The 18,113-nt window shown below is 69.0% G+C and carries 13 protein-coding genes and 1 tRNA gene; 9 read left to right on the plus strand and 5 right to left on the minus strand.

The features are described from left to right. Nucleotides 1-39: 39 nt before the first annotated feature. From AC5R91_RS08360 to AC5R91_RS08370, 3 genes are read right to left on the minus strand one after another with little or no spacing between them, the layout of a single operon-like run. Nucleotides 40-1,311: an acyl-CoA dehydrogenase family protein gene (locus tag AC5R91_RS08360; RefSeq protein ID WP_495396581.1), complete on the minus strand. Its 1,272-nt coding sequence runs from the start codon at nucleotides 1,309-1,311 to the stop codon at nucleotides 40-42. A 51-nt stretch (nucleotides 1,312-1,362) separates the two neighbouring features. Next, nucleotides 1,363-2,298 (minus strand): hydroxymethylglutaryl-CoA lyase, encoded by a 936-nt coding sequence (locus AC5R91_RS08365; protein WP_495397916.1) that lies wholly within the window; start codon nucleotides 2,296-2,298, stop codon nucleotides 1,363-1,365. A 2-nt stretch (nucleotides 2,299-2,300) separates the two neighbouring features. After that, nucleotides 2,301-3,551: a CaiB/BaiF CoA transferase family protein gene (locus tag AC5R91_RS08370; protein ID WP_495396582.1), complete on the minus strand. Its 1,251-nt coding sequence runs from the start codon at nucleotides 3,549-3,551 to the stop codon at nucleotides 2,301-2,303. 347 nt (nucleotides 3,552-3,898) lie between these two features. Between AC5R91_RS08370 and AC5R91_RS08375 the strand changes: the two genes are divergently transcribed. The 6 genes from AC5R91_RS08375 to AC5R91_RS08400 all read left to right on the plus strand — a co-directional run bounded on the left by AC5R91_RS08375 (nucleotide 3,899) and on the right by AC5R91_RS08400 (nucleotide 11,598). Beyond that, on the plus strand, nucleotides 3,899-5,185 hold the full coding sequence (locus tag AC5R91_RS08375; RefSeq protein ID WP_495396583.1) for a TetR-type transcription factor C-terminal domain-containing protein: 1,287 nt from the start codon (nucleotides 3,899-3,901) through the stop codon (nucleotides 5,183-5,185). A 107-nt stretch (nucleotides 5,186-5,292) separates the two neighbouring features. Continuing rightward, on the plus strand, nucleotides 5,293-6,717 hold the full coding sequence (locus tag AC5R91_RS08380; RefSeq protein ID WP_495396584.1) for an OB-fold domain-containing protein: 1,425 nt from the start codon (nucleotides 5,293-5,295) through the stop codon (nucleotides 6,715-6,717). Next, the gene (locus AC5R91_RS08385; RefSeq protein WP_495396585.1) at nucleotides 6,718-7,923 is read left to right on the plus strand and encodes an acetyl-CoA acetyltransferase; all 1,206 of its coding nucleotides are present in this window, start codon (nucleotides 6,718-6,720) and stop codon (nucleotides 7,921-7,923) included. A 91-nt stretch (nucleotides 7,924-8,014) separates the two neighbouring features. Beyond that, nucleotides 8,015-8,143, plus strand: a complete 129-nt coding sequence (locus tag AC5R91_RS08390; protein ID WP_495396586.1) for a hypothetical protein — start codon at nucleotides 8,015-8,017, stop codon at nucleotides 8,141-8,143. 175 nt (nucleotides 8,144-8,318) lie between these two features. Beyond that, complete coding sequence (locus tag AC5R91_RS08395) at nucleotides 8,319-10,268, plus strand: flavin-containing monooxygenase (RefSeq protein WP_495396587.1); 1,950 nt, start codon at nucleotides 8,319-8,321, stop codon at nucleotides 10,266-10,268. 259 nt (nucleotides 10,269-10,527) lie between these two features. Next, nucleotides 10,528-11,598 carry an integrase core domain-containing protein gene (locus tag AC5R91_RS08400; RefSeq protein WP_495396588.1) on the plus strand — a complete coding sequence of 357 codons (1,071 nt, stop codon included), beginning with the start codon at nucleotides 10,528-10,530 and terminating at the stop codon, nucleotides 11,596-11,598. Nucleotides 11,599-11,746: 148 nt separating this feature from the next. Here AC5R91_RS08400 and AC5R91_RS08405 read toward each other — a convergent pair. Further along, nucleotides 11,747-11,831 (minus strand) — tRNA-Leu (locus AC5R91_RS08405). A gap of 479 nt (nucleotides 11,832-12,310) precedes the next feature. On the opposite strand from AC5R91_RS08405, the gene AC5R91_RS08410 reads away from it, so the two are divergent. The 3 genes from AC5R91_RS08410 (at nucleotide 12,311) to AC5R91_RS08420 (ending at nucleotide 16,937) form a co-directional block, all read left to right on the plus strand. Further along, nucleotides 12,311-12,970 (plus strand): TetR/AcrR family transcriptional regulator, encoded by a 660-nt coding sequence (locus tag AC5R91_RS08410; protein WP_495396589.1) that lies wholly within the window; start codon nucleotides 12,311-12,313, stop codon nucleotides 12,968-12,970. Continuing rightward, nucleotides 12,963-15,095 carry a squalene--hopene cyclase gene (gene shc, locus AC5R91_RS08415; protein WP_495396590.1) on the plus strand — a complete coding sequence of 711 codons (2,133 nt, stop codon included), beginning with the start codon at nucleotides 12,963-12,965 and terminating at the stop codon, nucleotides 15,093-15,095. Before AC5R91_RS08410 ends, shc begins: the two co-directional genes overlap by 8 nt. A 132-nt stretch (nucleotides 15,096-15,227) precedes the next feature. Next, on the plus strand, nucleotides 15,228-16,937 hold the full coding sequence (locus AC5R91_RS08420; protein WP_495396591.1) for a sensor domain-containing protein: 1,710 nt from the start codon (nucleotides 15,228-15,230) through the stop codon (nucleotides 16,935-16,937). Here the strand turns inward: AC5R91_RS08420 and AC5R91_RS08425 are convergent. Then, nucleotides 16,871-17,908 carry a metallophosphoesterase gene (locus AC5R91_RS08425; protein WP_495396592.1) on the minus strand — a complete coding sequence of 346 codons (1,038 nt, stop codon included), beginning with the start codon at nucleotides 17,906-17,908 and terminating at the stop codon, nucleotides 16,871-16,873. The two genes, AC5R91_RS08420 and AC5R91_RS08425, sit on opposite strands and share 67 nt — an antisense overlap. Nucleotides 17,909-18,113 lie beyond the last annotated feature (205 nt).

The following is an 18,113-nucleotide window of genomic DNA, read 5'->3' on the forward strand; positions in this document are numbered from 1 at the left end:
CGCCTTCCGAGTCGCCTTCCGAGTCGGCATCCGATCGCGTCACGATCTGATCGCCGCCGCCGGCCGTGGCTCCCGGGGGAGGCCGAGGACGCCCTCACCGATGATGTTGCGGTGCACCTCGCTGGTTCCCGCGTACACCGTGCCGGAGTGCGCGACGAGGTAGGCATCCTGCCAGTCGTCGGTCGGGTACCCGACGCCCGCGGGCCGCGCCAGGGCACCGGGGCCGGCGATGCGCAGCGCGATCTCCCCCAGCCGCAGGTGGTACTCGCTCCACATGAGCTTCCACGCGGTCTGCTGGCGTCCGGGCTCGCGGCCGGCGGCGATCTCGGCCACCGTCCGCGACCAGGTTGTGCTCAACAGCAGGACCTGGGTGGCGGCCCAGGCGAGATCCTGGCGCACCAACGGATCCCCGGTGAGCCCCTTGCGCCGCGCCAGGTCGATGAGGTCCCGCAGTTCCCGCCGCCGGGCCTGGATCAGCATCGTGCTCGCACGCCCGGCGGCGGCCCGCTCGAAGGCCAGCGTCGACTGGACGACCTGCCATCCCCGGCCGAGCCCACCGATGACGTCGGCGAGGCGGGCCCGAGTGGCGTCGAAGAACACCTCCGCGAACTCCGCGGCCCCCGTCATCTGGCGGATGGGACGCACCTCGATGCCGTTCTCCCCCGGGGTGAAGGGAACGATGACGTAGGACAGGCCCCGGTGCTTGGATTCCTGGGTGTTGGTCCGACACAGCACGAAGATCATATTTGCGGTCGCGAACCGCGAGGTCCACACCTTCTGGCCGGTGATGATCACCTCGTCGCCGTCGACGACGCCACGGGTCCGGGCCGACGCGAGGTCGGAGCCGGCCGCCGGCTCCGAAAAGCCCTGGCAGTAGCGATGGTCACCAGACCGGATGGGCGGCAGAAACCGCACCCGTTGATCGTCGGTGCCATGCAGGATGATCGACGGACCCACCATGGACTCGCCCTGGACCCGGTCAACGCGCGGAACACCGGCCCGGTAGAACTCCTCGTCGAGCACGGTCATCTCAGGGGCGTGCCAGCCTCTTCCACCATGTTCCGTCGGCCAGGCCGGACAGACGAGCCGGGCATCCAGGCAGCGCTGTTCCCATTGGCGGTAGCGCGGATCCCTGATTGCACAGGCCCTCTCCTCCTCACTTACCCGGCTGGCGACGGACCCGGGCAGATCGACGCCCGACCGCCAGTCGAGCAGGTCGGCCAGCCCCGGCGGCGCATTATCCGTGATCCAGTTCCGCAGCTCGGACCTCAGGTCAGCGAGCGTCGGATCGCGATCGAGACCGAGCTCCACGCGCATTTCTCCGTTCGTCGACGCCGTCACGGACCGTGCGAACACCCGTAGTCAGGCCGCCGCGCGGGCCAGTGCCCGCACCACGGGTGACGGACTCGGCCGACCCAGCACCCGCGCCATCCAGACGCTGGTGGCCACGAGTTCCGCCAGGTCCACCCCGGTGTGCACGCCGAGTCCCTGGAGCTGCCAGACGAGGTCCTCCGTAGCCAGGTTGCCCGTGGCGCTCTCGGCGTAGGGGCAACCACCAAGGCCGCCCGCGGAGCTGTCCACCGTGCGGACCCCGGCCTGCAGCGCCGCCAGCACGTTGGCGAGCGCCTGCCCGTAGGTGTCGTGGAAGTGCACGGCGACCTGCTCGAGCGGCACGCCGGCCCCGGACACCGCCCGCACGAGGCGGGTCACCTGTCCCGGCGTTCCCACTCCGATCGTGTCGCCGAGGCTGATCTCGGTGCATCCGAGCTCGAACAGCCGGCGGGCGACTCCGACGACCTGATCGACTCCGACGACGCCCTCCCAGGGATCACCGCAGATCATGGAGACGTACCCGCGCACCCCCGCACCCGCCTCCCGGGCCGACGCCACGATCGGGGCGAACATCTCCAGCGCCTCGGTCACGCCGCGGTTCAGGTTGCGGCGAGAGAAGGTCTCCGTCGCGCTGGCGAAGACCGCGATGTCACGGACTCCACGGTCGAGGGCACGCCGCAGGCCTCGGGCATTCGGGACGAGCACGGGGTAGCGGACACCGGGAAGGTCCTCGAGCAGGTCTAGCAGGTCCTCGGCGTCGGCCAGCTGCGGAACCCAGTCGGGGTGGACGAAGCTCGTCGCCTCGATCACGCGCAGTCCCGCCCCGAGCAGGCGACGGATGAACTCCGCCTTCACCTCGGTCGGGATGACGCCCTTCTCGTTCTGCAGACCGTCTCGGGGCCCGACCTCGTAGACGGTGACGCTCGCGGGCAGCCCGTCCGCCGGGACGACCTCGGGCGCGTACATGGTCACGGCTGGCGTCCGGTCACCCCGCGGGCGCGCAGTCCCGCGATGTCGTCCGGGGTCAGGCCGCACTCGCCGAGGACCTCGTCGGTGTGCTCCCCGAGCGCCGGTGCGGGGCGCGCGACGTCGAAGGGCTGCCCGGAAACCGGAGCCGGCCACCCGGTGCTCGTGTAGGGCCCCGCCACGGGATGGTCGCTCTCGTGGATGATCTCCCGGGCGCGCAGGTGCTCGTCCGTGAGAGTCTCGGCCTTGCCATTGGCCGGAGACAGCGGGATGTCCCACTTGAGCGCGATGTCCACCCACTCCGCCGCGGTCTTCGAGCGGAAGACCGGGATCAGCTCGTCCAGCAGGTCCGCCTTCCCACCGTCGGCGAAGTCGACGGCGAAGGTCGTGTTCTTGACGTCGACCAGATCCGGGCGATCGATGGCTCGGCAGAAATTGTCCCAGAACTTGTGCTCGATGGCCGCCAGCAGGACAGTCCTGTCGTCGGCGGTCTCGTAGTACGTGTATTTCGGATGCTTCCGGGGGTCGAGCCCGACGGTCGGCGGCGGGTTGCGCCGGTCTGTGACGCGGTCGGCATTCCAGGTCATGACCGCATCGAGGCACTGGTTGGCCAGGACGGCGTCGGAGCCCGCGGCGTCGATGTAGGCACCGTTTCCGGTGAGATCCCTGCGGCGCAGGGCAGCGATCGTGGTGAGTGCGCCGTAGAGCGCTGTCGACAACGGGCCGTCGATCGAGCCGGAGAAATAGAGCCCGCCGGGGTTGACGTTCTCCCGCACAACTCCGTCCGGATCCTTGGTCAGGGCGACCTGGCCGCCGACGGCGCCCATCATGTAGCCGTGCACCGGGATCTGACTGTACGGTCCCCGCCTACCGAATCCACTGGCCTGGCAGTAGATAATGTCCGGTTTGACAGCCCGCTGCGCCTCGTAGCCGATGCCCAGAAGCTCACAGGCGTTACCGGCGAATCCGTCGACGAAGATATCGGCCGTGCGTAGCAGACGGAAGAACAGCTCGCGGCCCTCGTCGAGCCGCAGATCGATCTCGATGCTGCGTTTGTTTCGGTTGCACAGCAGGTGGAAAACGCTGTTCTGCGGGGTGATGCGGTCACCGAGCTCACGCAGGTAGTCACCGACGCCGGGCCGCTCCACCTTGATGACGTCGGCGCCAAGATCGCCGAGCAGGCGGCTCGTCTGGTCGCCGGTCGGGAGCATCGCACACTCAAGCACGCGGACACCCTGCAAGAGTTCGATCACGGACCACCTCCGATGTAATGCAGGCCGGCGCGCACGCGCGCGGTCGGCGGCGGACGGGTGCGGACGGGTGCGGCGCCTCGCGCACCGCGCCGCGGAGCGCCAGGCACGATCATGGCTCGAGACGAGCCGGTCTCGTCCGACGTCCGACCCGACTGCAGTGTCTAACCTAACATAGATTTTAGAAACGTACCTGTCCTGACTCCGGACAACGATCGCCACACACCCTTGCCCGAGGTCGAAGCGGCGGCGGAGGCCGCCCGGGCACATCCCGAATGTCGCTTAGACTTCGCTCCAGACCCAGGAAGGTCCACGTCCAGTAGGCGGAGTACGTTGCGCAGAGGATTCCCATGACGACAGCCCGCAGCCGGTCGGGCGGCAAGGCGCTCGCGACCCGCTCGCGCATCCTGGACGCCGCCGCGCACGAGTTCCGGCGCACCGGCTACACCGGAACCCGACTGTCCGACATCGCCGCGACCGCCAACACCCAGGCGGGCAGCCTCTACTACCACTTCTCCAGCCGGGAGGAGCTGGTCGAGGCAGTCCTGCGCGTGGGTCAGGAGCGGACCGAGACCTACGTGTTCGATCGCCTCGCCGCGATCCCCCCGGACGCCCCACGGATGCTCGTCCTGCGGGAGGCGATCGCCGCGCACCTGACGTCCGTACTCAAGACCGGGGACTACACCGCGGCCACCATCCGCATCCTCTCGCAGGTGCCAGAGGAGATCCGCGAACGGCAGATCGCGGCGCAACGGCGCTACGGCGAGTTCTGGCGCGACCTGTTCGCAGCCGCCCTTGCCAGCGGGGAACTGCGCGCGGATCTTGACCTCTCCGCCACGCGCATGCTCCTGGTCGGGGCCCTGAACAGCTCGGCCGACTGGTACCCGTCGCGGTCGCGGGCCCTCCCGCTCGATCGGCTCATCGCACACTTCTACTCCGTCTTTCTGGAGGGCATCGCGACCCCCGAGGGCCGCGGCCACCGCGTGCACCGCCGCGTCACGACGCCCACCCCGCCGGCGCCGCCGGTCGCGCCGAGCAGTGCGGCCTCGGCCCGTGGGGCCGCGACGACGGCACGGATACTGGACGCCGCCGCGACAGTCTTCCGTACCCGCGGGTATGCCGGGACACGGCTGGTGGACGTCGCCACCGAGGCGGACATGCAGACGGGAAGCCTTTACTACCACTTCGGCTCCCGTGAGGACCTCGTCGCCGCGCTCCTCGCGGTCGCCTGGCAGCGCACCGACGACATCGTCCGCCGTAGCGTCGCGGAACTTCCCTCCGACGCCTACCCGATCGACCGCCTCTCGACCGTCATCGCCGCCCACCTGCTATCGGCGCTCGCGCTCGGCGACTACACCTCGGCGCTCATCCAGATCACGGACCAGGTGCCCGACGAGGTCCGCAGCCGCAGCGCCCCCCTTCAGCGCGCCTACGCCACGTTGTGGCGGAACCTTCTCGCGGACGGTGTCGCGGCCGGGGAGATCCGCGCCGACCTCGACGTCCGCATCGTCCATCGCATGATCATCGGGGCCCTCAACTGGACCATCGAGTGGTATCACCGCGACGGCCGCCTCACCCCGGAACGGCTCGCCGAGCAGACGGTCAGTGCGGTGTTCGAAGGCATCACCTGGAGGTGACGAGCCAGGCCACAACCGCGCACGGCCGGGAAGCGCCCCGGTGACGGACGGCTTGACTATCTAAAATAATTTAGATTAGACTTGCCCCCGACACCGGGAGGCGGCGTATGCACGGCATCGTGGCCTGTGAGGCCTACATCCCCTACCACCGCCTGGAACGGGCCGCGATCAGCACCTCGCTCGGCGGCGGCGTTGTGAGCGGCGCGCGCAGCGTCGCCTCCTACGACGAGGACGCAACGTCGATGGCGGTCGAAGCGGCACGAAGCGTGCTGCGGACGGTGCCGACGGCGGCTCGTCCACGGCGCCTGTACCTCGCCACGACGGTCCCCCCGTACCTCGACAAGACCAACGCGACGGTGGCGCACTCGGCGCTGGCACTCGACAGCAGCGCCCTCGCCGTCGACATGTGCGGCGGCGTGCGATCGGGGGCAGGCGCGTTCCTGGCCGCAGCCGAGGCGTCCGAGCCCGCGATGGCGCTGCTCTCCGACATTCGCACCGGCCTGCCCGGCAGCGCGGACGAGCGCGAGGGGGGCGACGCGGCTGCGGCCGTGCTCTTCGGGCCGGGCGACAGTGACACTCCGGTGCTCGCCGAGGTGGTCTCGGCCGCCGCCGAGACGGAGGAGTTCCTCGACCGGTGGCGCGCTCCCGGTGATCTCGCGTCACGGGTGTGGGAAGATCGCTTCGCCGAGCACGTCTACGTCCCGCTGGCGATGGACACCCTTTCCGCCGCGCTCAAGAAGGCGGACCTCATTCCGGGCAGTGTGGATCATCTCGTCGTCTGCGGCCTGCCCAGGCGGTCGGTGCGCCGGGTGGCGGCCGGGACCGGTATACCGGCCGACCGCGTCGTGCCCGACCTCGCCGAGGTCATCGGCAACCCCGGAACCGCGCAGCTCGGCGTCCTGCTCGCCGCCGCGCTGCGGCGGGCCGGGCCCGGCGACACGATCGCCCTCCTCCTGCTCGCCGACGGGGCCACGGCGTTCATCCTGCGTACCACCGCGCAGATCGGCCGGCGCCGCCCGGCCGCACCGCTCGCCGGCGGCGGCGGCGGCGCTGTGCTGGGCTACCCGACCTTCCTGAACTGGCGGGGAATGCTCGCACGGGAGCCACCACGGCGACCAGATCCGGAACCGCCGGCCGCACCGCCGGCGTACCGGTCGCGCGCCTACAAGCATGCGTTCACCGCGACCCGCTGCACGCGATGCGGCCGCGTGAGCCTGCCACCCGCGCAGGTCTGCTTCCATTGCGGTGCGATCGACACGATGGCAAGTCACCCGATGGCGCGGGCCCACGGAACCGTGGCGACGTTCACCGTCGATCGACTGGCGTTCACCCCGCACCCCCCGATGATCGCCGTCGTCGTCGACTTCGACGGCGGCGGACGCTTCCGCTGCGAGCTCACCGACGCGGATGCGTCGCAGGTCGCGATCGGCGACCCGGTCGAGATGACATTCCGGCGCCTACTCACCGCCGACGGCGTGCACAACTACTTCTGGAAGGCGCGGCCGGTCCGGCGCGCCGGGGGGGAGACCTGAGTGGCTTCGAACGGCATCCGGGACCGTGTCGCCATCGTGGGCATGAGCTGTACGGCCTTCGGTGAGCGCTGGGATCGTTCAGCGGACGACCTCCTCGTCGAGGCGGTGCACGGCGCGACGGAAAACGCCTCGACCAACCTGGACGACATCGATGCCTTCTGGCTCGGGACGTACCTGTCCGGCGTTTCCGGCATGACCCTGAGCCGGCCGTTACGGATCCGGGATAAGCCGGTGACACGCGTCGAGAACATGTGCGTGACCGGCTCGGAATCGCTGCGCGGCGCGTGCTATGCCGTGGCGAGCGGAGCCTACGACGTGGCCATGGCCGTCGGCGTCGAAAAACTCAAGGACTCCGGATACTCCGGACTCACCCGGGCCTCGATCCCCGGGGACGGGACCGGCGGCACGCTGGGCACCACCACTGCACCCGCCAACTTCAGCCTGCTCGGCCCGGCCTACGCGGCGAAGTACGGCGTCCACCCCCGCGAACTCAAGGAGGTCTTCACCCGGATCGCCTGGAAGAATCACGCCAACGGCGCGCGCAACCCACGTGCCCAGTTCCGCACGCCGGTAGCGGCCAGTACTATCGCCCGCTCGCCTCTGGTGGCCGGCCAGCTCGGTGTCTTCGACTGTTCCGGTGTCTCGGACGGCGCGGCCGCCGCCATTGTCGTCCGCGCCGAGGACGCCCACCGCTACACCGACCGGCCGCTTTATGTAAAGGCACTGTCCTGTGTGTCCGGTGACGCGACGGGGAACGTCGACCCGTCGTACGACTTCACGACCTTCCCGGAGGTCGAGGCCTCCGCACGGGAGGCGTACCGCCAGGCCGGGGTTCATGATCCTCGGGCCGAGATCGCTATGGCCGAGGTCCATGACTGCTTCACGGTCACCGAACTCGTCCTCATGGAAGATCTTGGCTTTGCCGAACGCGGCACGGCGTGGAAGCAGGTCCTGGCCGGCACCTTCGACCTCACCGGCGAACTCCCCGTCAACCCGGACGGCGGACTCAAGGCCTTCGGCCACCCCGTCGGTGCCTCCGGCCTACGCATGCTGTTCGAATGCTGGCTCCAGCTTCGAGACGACGTTCCAGCAGACCGCCGCATCGCGCAGCACGGCAGAACGCTCGGACTGACCCACAACCTCGGCGGCGGCCCTGGTGAGTGCGTGTCATTCGTCTCTCTCGTTGGGACCGAGCCGAACGACTGACCCGCTTCAAGTCATCAACGCGACTGACGATCGATGCCACCTGCTGGCACCTCGGGACCTCGTCCATGGCGCCAAACGGGTGCCGGTTCTGATGGAACGCACCTCCGGGGACGGCAGCACGAAGATCCTTTCAGTCTGTACCCTCCCGCTCATCGGACGGGTCTGCGTACAGCGGATCATCACCGACCTTGCGATGGTCGACGTGACCAGGCAGGACTGATGCTCGACGCGGCGGCAAGTCCCGCCGCCGACTGACACCCGTCCGGCGGCGGCGGGACGCACTCTCCCGTACTGGACGTCACACGAGGCCGGAATGGAACGAGTTCGTCTTCTAATCTAAATTAGACATTAATACTTACTTGGTCACCAGATGACAGATGTGGGACGGAGCAACCATGACGGCGACGAGGCCCCGCGCCGCCTCCTTCGATCACGACCGGCTGAAGTCGGCGATCGCGAAGGCGAACATCCCAACGCTGGTCCCCGTGCTGTACCAACTCACCGGCGACGAACAGTGGCTTCAGGCGCGCTACCGTCCCACTCGGACCCGGGGAATGGAGGAGCACAGCGATGGCGGCCTGCCGTCCCATGTGCGCGACGAGATCCGCGCCGCAACGGTGAAAGCGGTTCTCGCCTGGGCGGATGGACGGCCACCCGCCGTGCCAGCACCGAACAGCGATGTTCTGGTCGAACTCATGACGCTCAGCATGGGCGAGCCGGTACCAGGCGAATACGAGCCCATGGTCGCGGAGAACATGGACATCCGCCCTGCCCCCCGGCGTCACGTCGTCGAGACCGGATTGGCCCCTTTCGTTGTCGTGATCGGCGCCGGTGTCTCCGGACTCACTGCGAGTAAATACCTTAAAGATGCGGGCATTGACCATGTCGTCCTCGAACAGAGCACACGCATCGGCGGGACCTGGCGGGAGAACCGCTATCCGGGATGCGGGGTCGACACGCCCAGCTATCTTTACTCCTTCAACTGGTTTCGCCGCAACTGGACCCGCCACTTCGGACGGCGAGAAGAAGTCGAGCAGTACCTGGAGGACCTGGCCCGGTATTACAACCTGCTGCCGTCGATCCGACTCGGAGTCAAAGTGATCAAGGCCAGCTGGCATGAAGCCGCTCGGCGCTGGGTCGTCCGGGTGCGGGAAGCCGACGGGACCGAGCAGGAGATCGCAGCGAACTGTGTGATCACCGCGGTCGGCCAGCTCAACGTTCCCAAGGTCCCAGACATTCCCGGAATGGACGAGTTCGAGGGGCCTCTGTTCCACTCGGCGGAATGGCCGGACAGCCTTGATCTGCACGGTCGCTCGCTTGCCGTCATCGGCACCGGCGCGAGCGCCATGCAGATCGTTCCGGCTGTGGTCGACGAGGTCGCATCGTTGACCGTCTATCAGCGCTCACCACACTGGATTGCTTCGAACGCGAACTATTTTCAGTCCGTATCCTCCGACGTTCACTGGCTCATGGAACACCTTCCTTATTACTACGAATGGTACCGGTTCCGGCTTTCCTGGGTTTTCAACGACCGGATTCACGCATCATTGCAAAAAGATCCGACATGGCCGCATCCAGAGTACTCGCTGAACGCCGTGAATGATTCCCACCGCGCTTACTTCACTCGTTACCTGGTCGACCAGCTCGAGGGGCGGGAGGACCTCATCGCTCAAGCGCTACCTACTTATCCGCCCTTCGGCAAGCGGATGCTGCTCGACAACGGATGGTTCAAGGCCCTCCTGCGCCCACACGTCGAGCTGGTGACCAGGCCCGTGGCGAGGCTCACGCCCCACGGAGTGCGTGATGCCGACGGTTTCGTACGTCCCGCGGACGCCGTCGTAATGGCAACCGGATTCGATGCGCACCGGCCGATTCACGTGGAGATCATCGGCCGATCGAACAAGTCGCTCAAGGAGATCTGGGGTGACGATGAGGCCGAGGCCTACCTGGGCATAACAACCCCAGGTTTTCCGAACCTGTTCTTCATGTATGGGCCGAACACGAACCTCGGACATGGTGGAAGCTTCATCTTTCTCGCCGAGCGACAGATCCGTTATATAGTCGATGCACTATGCACTATGACCGAGCAGGGCATTGAGACGATCGAGTGCCGACCCGAGGTCAATGAGCGGTATAATCGAGCACTCGATGAAGCCCACAGCCGGATGGTGTGGACGCATCAGGGCATGGACACTTGGTATCGCAACTCGAAGGGCCGGGTCGTGACGAACATGCCCTGGCGCATCCTCGATTACTGGAAGATGACCCGTACCGTCAACCTAGCCGACTTCCACGTAGAGTCGGTCGTGAAAAGAATACCATCAACGGAATCCATGGGGCGCTGACCGCTCCGCCGCGTAAGTCTTCAGGCGACCTCTCCGACCGCGACGGGGCCGTTTCGCCGGTCCGCATGGCCTGCAGCAGGCTGGGGGTGAGGCCGATCCGAGGCGCGGTGCTGGGCTCACGCCCAGCCCGTTTCCTCGGGTCGCCTCCCGCACCGGACGTACGCCTTTCAACGCATCCGGCTGCGGGGCTCCGGAATACAGATTTGGGCGGTGGCCTGGGCGTTTGCCCGCCGGATCGGGTCAGTGCCAGGCAGGCTGGATGGTCGTGGTGTGGTCGCTGCTCTACGCCCTGACGCGGAACGCTCTCGGGCTGATGCTGCTGCGCGTGCGCGAGGACACGGCGAAGGAGGTGGAGCTCCTCGTCCTTCGCCATCAGGTGGCGGTGCTGCGTCGGCAGGTGAATCGTCCGACGCTGGAGCCGGCGGATCGGGTGGTCCTCGCAGCCCTGTCTCGGCTCCTTCCCCGGGCTCGCTGGGGTTCGTTTTTCGTCACCCCGGCCACCGTGCTGCGCTGGCACCGTGAGCTCCTCGCACGACAACGGACCTATCCGCGTAAGACCCCCGGACGGCCGCCGGTCCGCGGGGAGGTCCGCGAGCTGGTCCTGCGTCTCGCCCGGGAGAATCCGACCTGGGGGCACCGCCGGATCCACGGCGAGCTCGTCGGACTGGGCTACCCGGTGGGGGTCGCCACCGTCCGGCGGATCCTGCACCGTGCCGGCGTCGACCCTGCGCCCCGGCGGGCAGAGGGCTCCTGGCGGACGTTCCTGTCCGCGCCGGCCTCCGGCCTGCTGGCCTGCGACTTCTTCACCGTCGACACCGTGTTCCTGCAGCGGATCCACGTGTTCTTCGTCGTCGAACACACCACCCGCCACGTCCATGTCCTCGGGGTCACGAAGCATCCGACCGCAGCCTGGGTCACCCAGCAGGCCAGGAACCTGCTGATGGACCTCGAGGAACACGGCCATCGGTTCCGGTTCCTCACCCGAGACCGAGATGCGAAATTCACGGCCTCGTTCGATGCTGCCTTCACCGCAGCCAGCATCGACGTGGTGCGCACACCGCCGCAGTCACCGAAGGCGAACGCGATCGCGGAACGCTGGATCGGCACCGCCCGCCGCGAATGCGCCGACAGACTGTTGATCGTTTCTGAACGGCACCTGACGACGGCCCTCACCAGCTACGCCGAACATGTCAACACCCACCGGCCCCACCGCGCCCTCGACCAGCACCCACCCGAACCGCCACCGGTGGTCACCCCGACCCCCGGGTCCACCATCCGTCGCACACGCATCCTCGGCGGACTGATCAACGAATACCGCAACGCCGCCTGACCACCCCCACGGACGATCATGTCGGCCGTAGAAGGCCAGCTCACAAGCCAAAACCCGAATTTTGGAGCCCCACACCACACAGCGCAGACAGGGAAACTCATACCAAAGAAAAAACAGCTACCCTAAGTAGCTGTTTGATTACTTAGAGTGTCCGAGGGGGGACTTGAACCCCCACGCCCAATAAAGGGCACTAGCACCTCAAGCTAGCGCGTCTGCCATTCCGCCACCCGGACAGGTGGTCGCGGGGTGTCTCACCCGCGCACGTCTGCGATGTTACACGGTCAGAGCGGGTGCCTGTCGCTACCCCCGACCACCGGCAGATCAAGGCAGCAGGGGGCGCGGAACACGGTGCCTGCAGGACCCTCGCTCCCGCCCACCGGTCTTCCCCTGGTGGTGACGCTGGTGCCGCGACCACGGCGCGCAGCACGCCGCGGTCGATCAGGGTCGGCACACCATCGGGCGGGTTCCCGGTGGAGGTGAATGGCACCGGGGTTGCGTGCGGGGCGTACCCGACCCGCCTGCGCACAGGCCTCGCCACCGGCTCGCCGGGCGTCGGGCGCCCACTGCCCCCTGCGCCTCGCAGCACCGAGGGAGCGTCGGCGGGCGGCAACTGTCACACGGACGCAGTAGGCACCCTTTGCCAAGTGACAGTTCGTGCCATATGTTCCGGCATGTCGGTTTGGTCCAGAAAAATCTTCGGGTGGTTCGCGGGATGTCCGAGCAGCAGGCGGAAAGCCTGCGGGAGCGCAAGAAACGCCGCACGCGGCAGTCGATCATCGACGTGGCGCACGCCCTCTTCCACGACAACGGCTACGACACGACCACGGTCGAGGCGATCGCGGCGGGCGCCGACGTGTCCGTCCGCACCTTCTTCCGGTACTTCGCGAACAAGGAAGAGGTGGCCCTCGCGCCGCTGGACGAGATGGGCGAGCTCACCCTGACGGCCCTGCGCCGGCGTCCGGCCGACGAGCCGCCGCTCACCGCTCTGCGCGCCGCGGTCATCGACGCCTGGACGATCATGAGCCCGGACGGCGAGTCGCTGCGGCACTACACCGATCACCTGCTGCCGATCGGCAACGCCTCCGCGCTCGCCGGGGCGGTGCAGAACAGGATCGTCGCCCTGGGCGACCGGTTCGCGCTGGAGTTCGTCGAGGGCGACGACCCCGACGGCCCGCAGCCGCGACGCACGGACCTCGACGCCTCGCTGGCCGCGTTCGCGTTCCTCGCCGCCGTGCAGGTCGCCGTGCGCGCCTGGTGCGCCTCGGACAGCACCGATCCCGCGGACCTCGCCGCCACCGCCCTGATCTGCCTGGACAGCCTGACCTGCCTGGACAGCCTCGTCATCGAAAGGAACCCCGCACACCGTGCCTGACCTCGAGCTTCGCGATGTCGACCGCGCGGATGGAACGCACCCCGCCCCGCACCCCGGGCGCACGCAGACCGTGCCCCAGGACGCGGACGGCCTGCGGAAGACGGTTCAGCGGGCCGCCGAGCACCTGCTCCGGCTGCAGGACCCGCGCGGATGGTGGAAGTTCGACCTCGAGACCAATCCGACGATGGACGCCGAGGACCTCCTCCTGCGGGAGTTCCTCGGCATCCGCACCGTCGAGCAGACCGAGGCCACCGCGAAGCACATCCGCTCTCGGCGCCTCGACGACGGCTCCTGGCCGACCTATTTCGGCGGTCCCGGGGAGCTGTCCACCACGGTCGAGTGCTACATCGCCCTGCGGCTCGCCGGCGACTCCCCCGACGACGAGCCACTGCGGAGCAGCGCCGCGTGGATCCGCGAGCGCGGCGGCATCCCGGCGACCAGGGTGTTCACCCGGATCTGGCTGGCACTGTTCGGCTGGTGGCGCTGGGCGGACCTGCCGGTCCTGCCACCCGAGATCATGTTCGTTCCTCCGCGGGCGCCGCTGAGCATCTACTCGTTCGCCTCCTGGGCCCGCCAGACCATCGTCCCGCTGACGATCGTCTCGGCGTTGCGCCCCCAGCGCCCGGCGCCGTTCGACCTGGCCGAGCTGCGCGCCGACGAGGTCCCCGCCGCCCAGTCCCCCGGCGGCGGCCGGACGCCGCGGGGCGCGATGCGGCGCCTGGGAGCCGACCGGCCGAACACGGCGAAGGTCTTCTTCCGGGGGCTGGACGCGGCGCTGCACCGCTACCACCGCCACCCGGTCGGGCCGCTGCGCCGGCACGCCCTGCGCACCGCGGAACGCTGGATCATCGCCCGGCAGGAGGCGGACGGCTGCTTCGGCGGGATCCAGCCGCCCGCCGTCTACTCGATCATCGCGCTGCGCCTGCTCGGCTACGACCTCGACCATCCGGTCCTCGCCGCCGCGCTGCGCTCGCTGGACGCCTACACCCTGCATCGCGACGACGGCTCGCGCATGGTCGAGGCCTCCCAGTCGCCGATCTGGGACACGGCGCTGGCCGTCCTCGCCCTGGCCGACGCGGGAATCGACGCCTCCGCCGACGTCGACGTGGCGCCCGCGCTGCCCACCCAGCGGGTCGCGACCGGCGACCCGGGGCAGCCCGCGACGGTCCCGACTGCGCTGGAACGGGCCGCCGACTGGCTGCTCGGCCAGGAGGTCCAGCACCGCAGGGGCGACTGGGCCGTCGCCCACCCGACCGTCGCGCCGGGCGGTTGGGCGTTCGAGTTCGACAACGACACCTACCCCGACACCGACGACACCGCCGAGGTCGTGCTGGCGCTGCACCGGCTGAACCGGCTGCGTCGGCTGCGCCACCCGGCGGGCAAGCGGGTCGACGCCGCCCTCGAACGGTCGACGACCTGGCTGTTCGCCCTGCAGTCCAGCGACGGCGGATGGGGGGCCTACGACTCCGACAACGCCAGCACCCTCGTCTACCAGATTCCGTTCGCGGACTTCGGTGCCCTCACCGACCCGTCGTCCGCCGACGTCACCGCGCACGTCGTCGAACTGCTCTGCGAGACGGGACGGATCCGCGACCCGCGCACCCTGCGCGGCGTCGACTGGCTGCTGCGCAACCAGGAGGCCGACGGATCCTGGTACGGCCGCTGGGGCGTCAACTACGTCTACGGCACCGGCTCGGTGCTGCCCGCCCTGCAGGCCGCGGGGCTCCCGCCGACCCACCCGGCGATGCGGGCGGGCGCGCAGTGGCTGCTGTCGCGGCAGAACCCCGACGGCGGCTGGGGCGAGGACATCCGCTCCTACAGCGACCCGGCGTGGTCCGGCCGCGGGATCTCCACCCCCTCGCAGACGGCCTGGGCGATGCTCGGCCTGCTCGCCGCCGACCACGGGGGCGCCCACGGTGGCGCCTCCGCCCACGCCGACGCCCTGGCCGACGCGGCCCGCTGGCTGACCGAGCAGCAACGCCCGGACGGCGGCTGGGACGAGGAGATGTTCACCGGCACCGGCTTCCCGGGCTTCTTCTACCTCAACTATCACGGCTACCGGCTGGTCTGGCCCGTGATGGCCCTCGGCCGCTACCTGCACAGCCGCCAGCACCCGTCCGACTGACCCCCCGGACCGCCGGTCAGCCATCTCCCCACACCGCCAAGCCCATCACTGAATGCACACATCTGCTTACCGAACAGTCGTGTGGGTACGCCGAGACCCGTCGGCAACGTGCTGGTAGGTAGGTGGACAGTCATGCCCCTGGGGGTGCAGCCGGATCTCATCGAGATTCTGGACATCGCGGTCGTCGAGGCGACCGTGCGGGATCACCGCATCCGCCGGGCCAACGCGGCCGCCTGCGCCCTGTTCGGCCGGCCCGAGGCCGAGGTCATCGGCCTGGACTGGGAGAAGATCACCACCCCGGCGGACCACGCCCGACTGCACGCGCAGATCCGCTTCCGCCAGGCCACCGGCCGACGCCGGGAACGGATGATGGTCCGCCTGCTGCAGCCGGACGGCGACCTGCGCCACGCCCTGGCCACCATCGTGCTGCGAGCCTACCCCGACGGCGAGGAGTACTTCGTCGTCCATCTCCAGGACGTGTCCGAGGAGATCGCCGCCCAGGACCGGCTGCGGCTCATCGTGGAGAACACGCCGGTGTCGATGTTCCTGGTCGACCGCGGCGGGCGGGTCCTCGTCAGCGAGGGAACCGCCAGTCCGGAGGCGGCCGCCGGGCTGGCGGAGGCGCGGGCGTCGTCCATCTTCACGGCGTTCGCCTACCTGCCGCAGGCGACGTCGCTCATGCGGCGGGCGCTCGACGGGGAGCGCGTCCACCAGGTCATCGAGGCGTTCGGCCGCCGCCTCGACGTGCACCTCGTGCCCATTCCGGGGCCGGGCGGCCGGGTGGCCTCCGTCGCCTCGGTGGCCAGCGACGTCACCGACCTGCACCTCGCGCTGGCCAACGTGCGGGCCCGGTCCGCCGAGCAGGCGGTCGTCGCCGACCTGGGCCGCCGTGCCCTGGAGACGCGCGAGCCGGCCGAGCTGTGGCAGCGGGCGGTCACGGCGCTGGCGGACCGTCTCGGCGCCGACCTGGTGCGGGCCTACGGTCTCGGCGCGGACGGGAAGCGGGACGGCCCGCTCGCCCGCGAGGATCGGCGCGAACCCGAGGTCCCGACCGGAACGCAGCGGGACCCGCCGCGATCCGCCGCCGGCTGGGTGACGGTGCCGGTCGGCCGCCCCGATCGACCGCTGGCGATGATCGAACTGCACCGGGCGCCGCTGAGCGAGCAGGAACGCGAGTTCGTCCATTCGGTCACCGCGGTGCTCGGATCGGCCGCCCTGCGCTTCCAGATGGAAGCCGAGATCCGCCACCGGTCGCTGCACGACGGGCTCACCGGCCTGCCGAACCGCACCGCGCTGCTCGACCGCCTCGACCGGGCGCTGCACCGCGCCCACCACGACGGGCGGCGGGTCGGGGTGCTCTTCGTCGACCTCGACGGCTTCAAGGCGATCAACGACACCCTCGGCCACCAGGCCGGCGACGACCTGCTGCGCGCCACCGCCGCCCGGCTGTCCCACGCCGTGCGGCCCGGCGACGTGGCCGGACGCCTCGCCGGCGACGAGTTCGCCGTCCTGTGTGAGGACGTCGACGGCACCGCCGACCTCGAGGCGATCGCAGACCGGGTGGTGACCGCGCTCGCGGCACCGGTCCGGCTGCGCGACCGTCCCGTGACGCTGACCGGGAGCGTCGGGCTGGCCCTGTCAAACCCGGACCTTGCCGACGCCGAGACCCTGCTGAACGCCGCCGACATCGCCATGTACACGGCGAAGCGCAACGGTCCCGGCCAGCGCCTGGCCTATGCCACCGGGATGCGGACCCCGGTGTCGGCGAATGCGCGTCAGAAGTTGACGCGCGACCAGCTGAAGACGTCCGGGGTCGACGGGTCGATGCTGAGCTTGAGATAGTCGTTCGCCTGGCCGCTGCCGTCGACGACGATCCGCGTCACGTTCGGGACCTCAAGGTCCTTCGGTGCCAGCGGATGGATGCCGTAGAGCGGGTCCGTGCGGGTGAACGGATGGTCGACCCGGAAGACGTGCGAGTCGCCCTCAAGGAGGAGCACCGGTTTGCCGAAGTGGCCGGCAAGGGTGCCGATCCGCTTCACGATGGCGTCGTAACCGGTCAGGCCGTCCCCGCCCGCGGCCAGCGCACTGGTGTCCCACATGTCCGCCTGCAGGAGCAGCGCGACGCCGGGCGCGCCGGTCTGCCGGGCGGTGTTGAACGCCGTGTTGATCCACGACAGCGTGGCATCGAGCCGGGTCGAGTACTCCTTCTGCTGGTCCGCCGACAGCGGGGTCACGCCGAACCAGGGACCGAGGTCATTGTTGCTGCCTGGGATGTTCAGCGTCGAGAACACCACGCCGGACTGAGTCCACATGGTGTTCTCGACGAAGGCGGCGTACGCCGGGTCCGAAGCCTGGGTGATCACCTGCTTCGCGTTCGCCCCGAGCGTCCGGCCGGGCACCGGGAAGAAGAGCCGACGTAGCGCGGCGAGACGTTCCGTGGGAACATAACCGCCGTTGTTCGCACGGTGACAGTCAGTCCATTCGTTGTCGCCCGGCGTGTAGACGAGCGGATCCTGGAACTGATCGAAATCTGCCTTGATCGTCGCGAAGTAGGAGTCCGAGCAGAGACTGCTGCCGTTCTTGATGTCGCCGAGATGCGCGACGAGAGACACGTCAGGATCGGCGTTGATCTTCGCGATGTCCGCCGGGAAGGCGGCAATCTTCTCCGCGCCATAAGGGATGTCACCGATGACGGCGATCGTCGACGGGGCGGCGCCGGCGCTGGTCGGGGGCGTCGCGCTGGCCGACATCGACGTCGTCACGGTGAGGGCACCCGCTGCAACAATGGTTAAAGCAATCCTGCGGTAACGCAACGGTTGGGCTCCTTCACAAAAAGGGCGGCGCAGTTCACGCTTCGGGGTCGGGTCATCTCGAGGCAATCGCCCCGCTGTCCTTCTTCCGAGCCTCGGCAAGCTATCGAGCCAGCCGGAACGTACCCGGAATTACGGGTTAACGTCTCCGCACATGCAGCGAAACGCGGCGCGCGGCGACCGGAGATTTCCTGGTCCGCGGCGCCGG

This window comes from Frankia sp. BMG5.60, from assembly GCF_059428125.1.

Bases quoted from the DNA above. Each gene is read 5' to 3' on its own strand.
- AC5R91_RS08365 (WP_495397916.1), bottom strand. From the start codon at position 2,298: ATGTACGCGCCCGAGGTCGTCCCGGCGGACGGGCTGCCCGCGAGCGTC.
- AC5R91_RS08375 (WP_495396583.1), top strand. From the start codon at position 3,899: ATGACGACAGCCCGCAGCCGGTCGGGCGGCAAGGCGCTCGCGACCCGC.
- AC5R91_RS08380 (WP_495396584.1), top strand. From the start codon at position 5,293: ATGCACGGCATCGTGGCCTGTGAGGCCTACATCCCCTACCACCGCCTG.
- AC5R91_RS08390 (WP_495396586.1), top strand. From the start codon at position 8,015: ATGGAACGCACCTCCGGGGACGGCAGCACGAAGATCCTTTCAGTCTGT.
- AC5R91_RS08395 (WP_495396587.1), top strand. From the start codon at position 8,319: ATGACGGCGACGAGGCCCCGCGCCGCCTCCTTCGATCACGACCGGCTG.
- AC5R91_RS08400 (WP_495396588.1), top strand. From the start codon at position 10,528: ATGGTCGTGGTGTGGTCGCTGCTCTACGCCCTGACGCGGAACGCTCTC.
- AC5R91_RS08410 (WP_495396589.1), top strand. From the start codon at position 12,311: ATGTCCGAGCAGCAGGCGGAAAGCCTGCGGGAGCGCAAGAAACGCCGC.
- AC5R91_RS08420 (WP_495396591.1), top strand. From the start codon at position 15,228: ATGCCCCTGGGGGTGCAGCCGGATCTCATCGAGATTCTGGACATCGCG.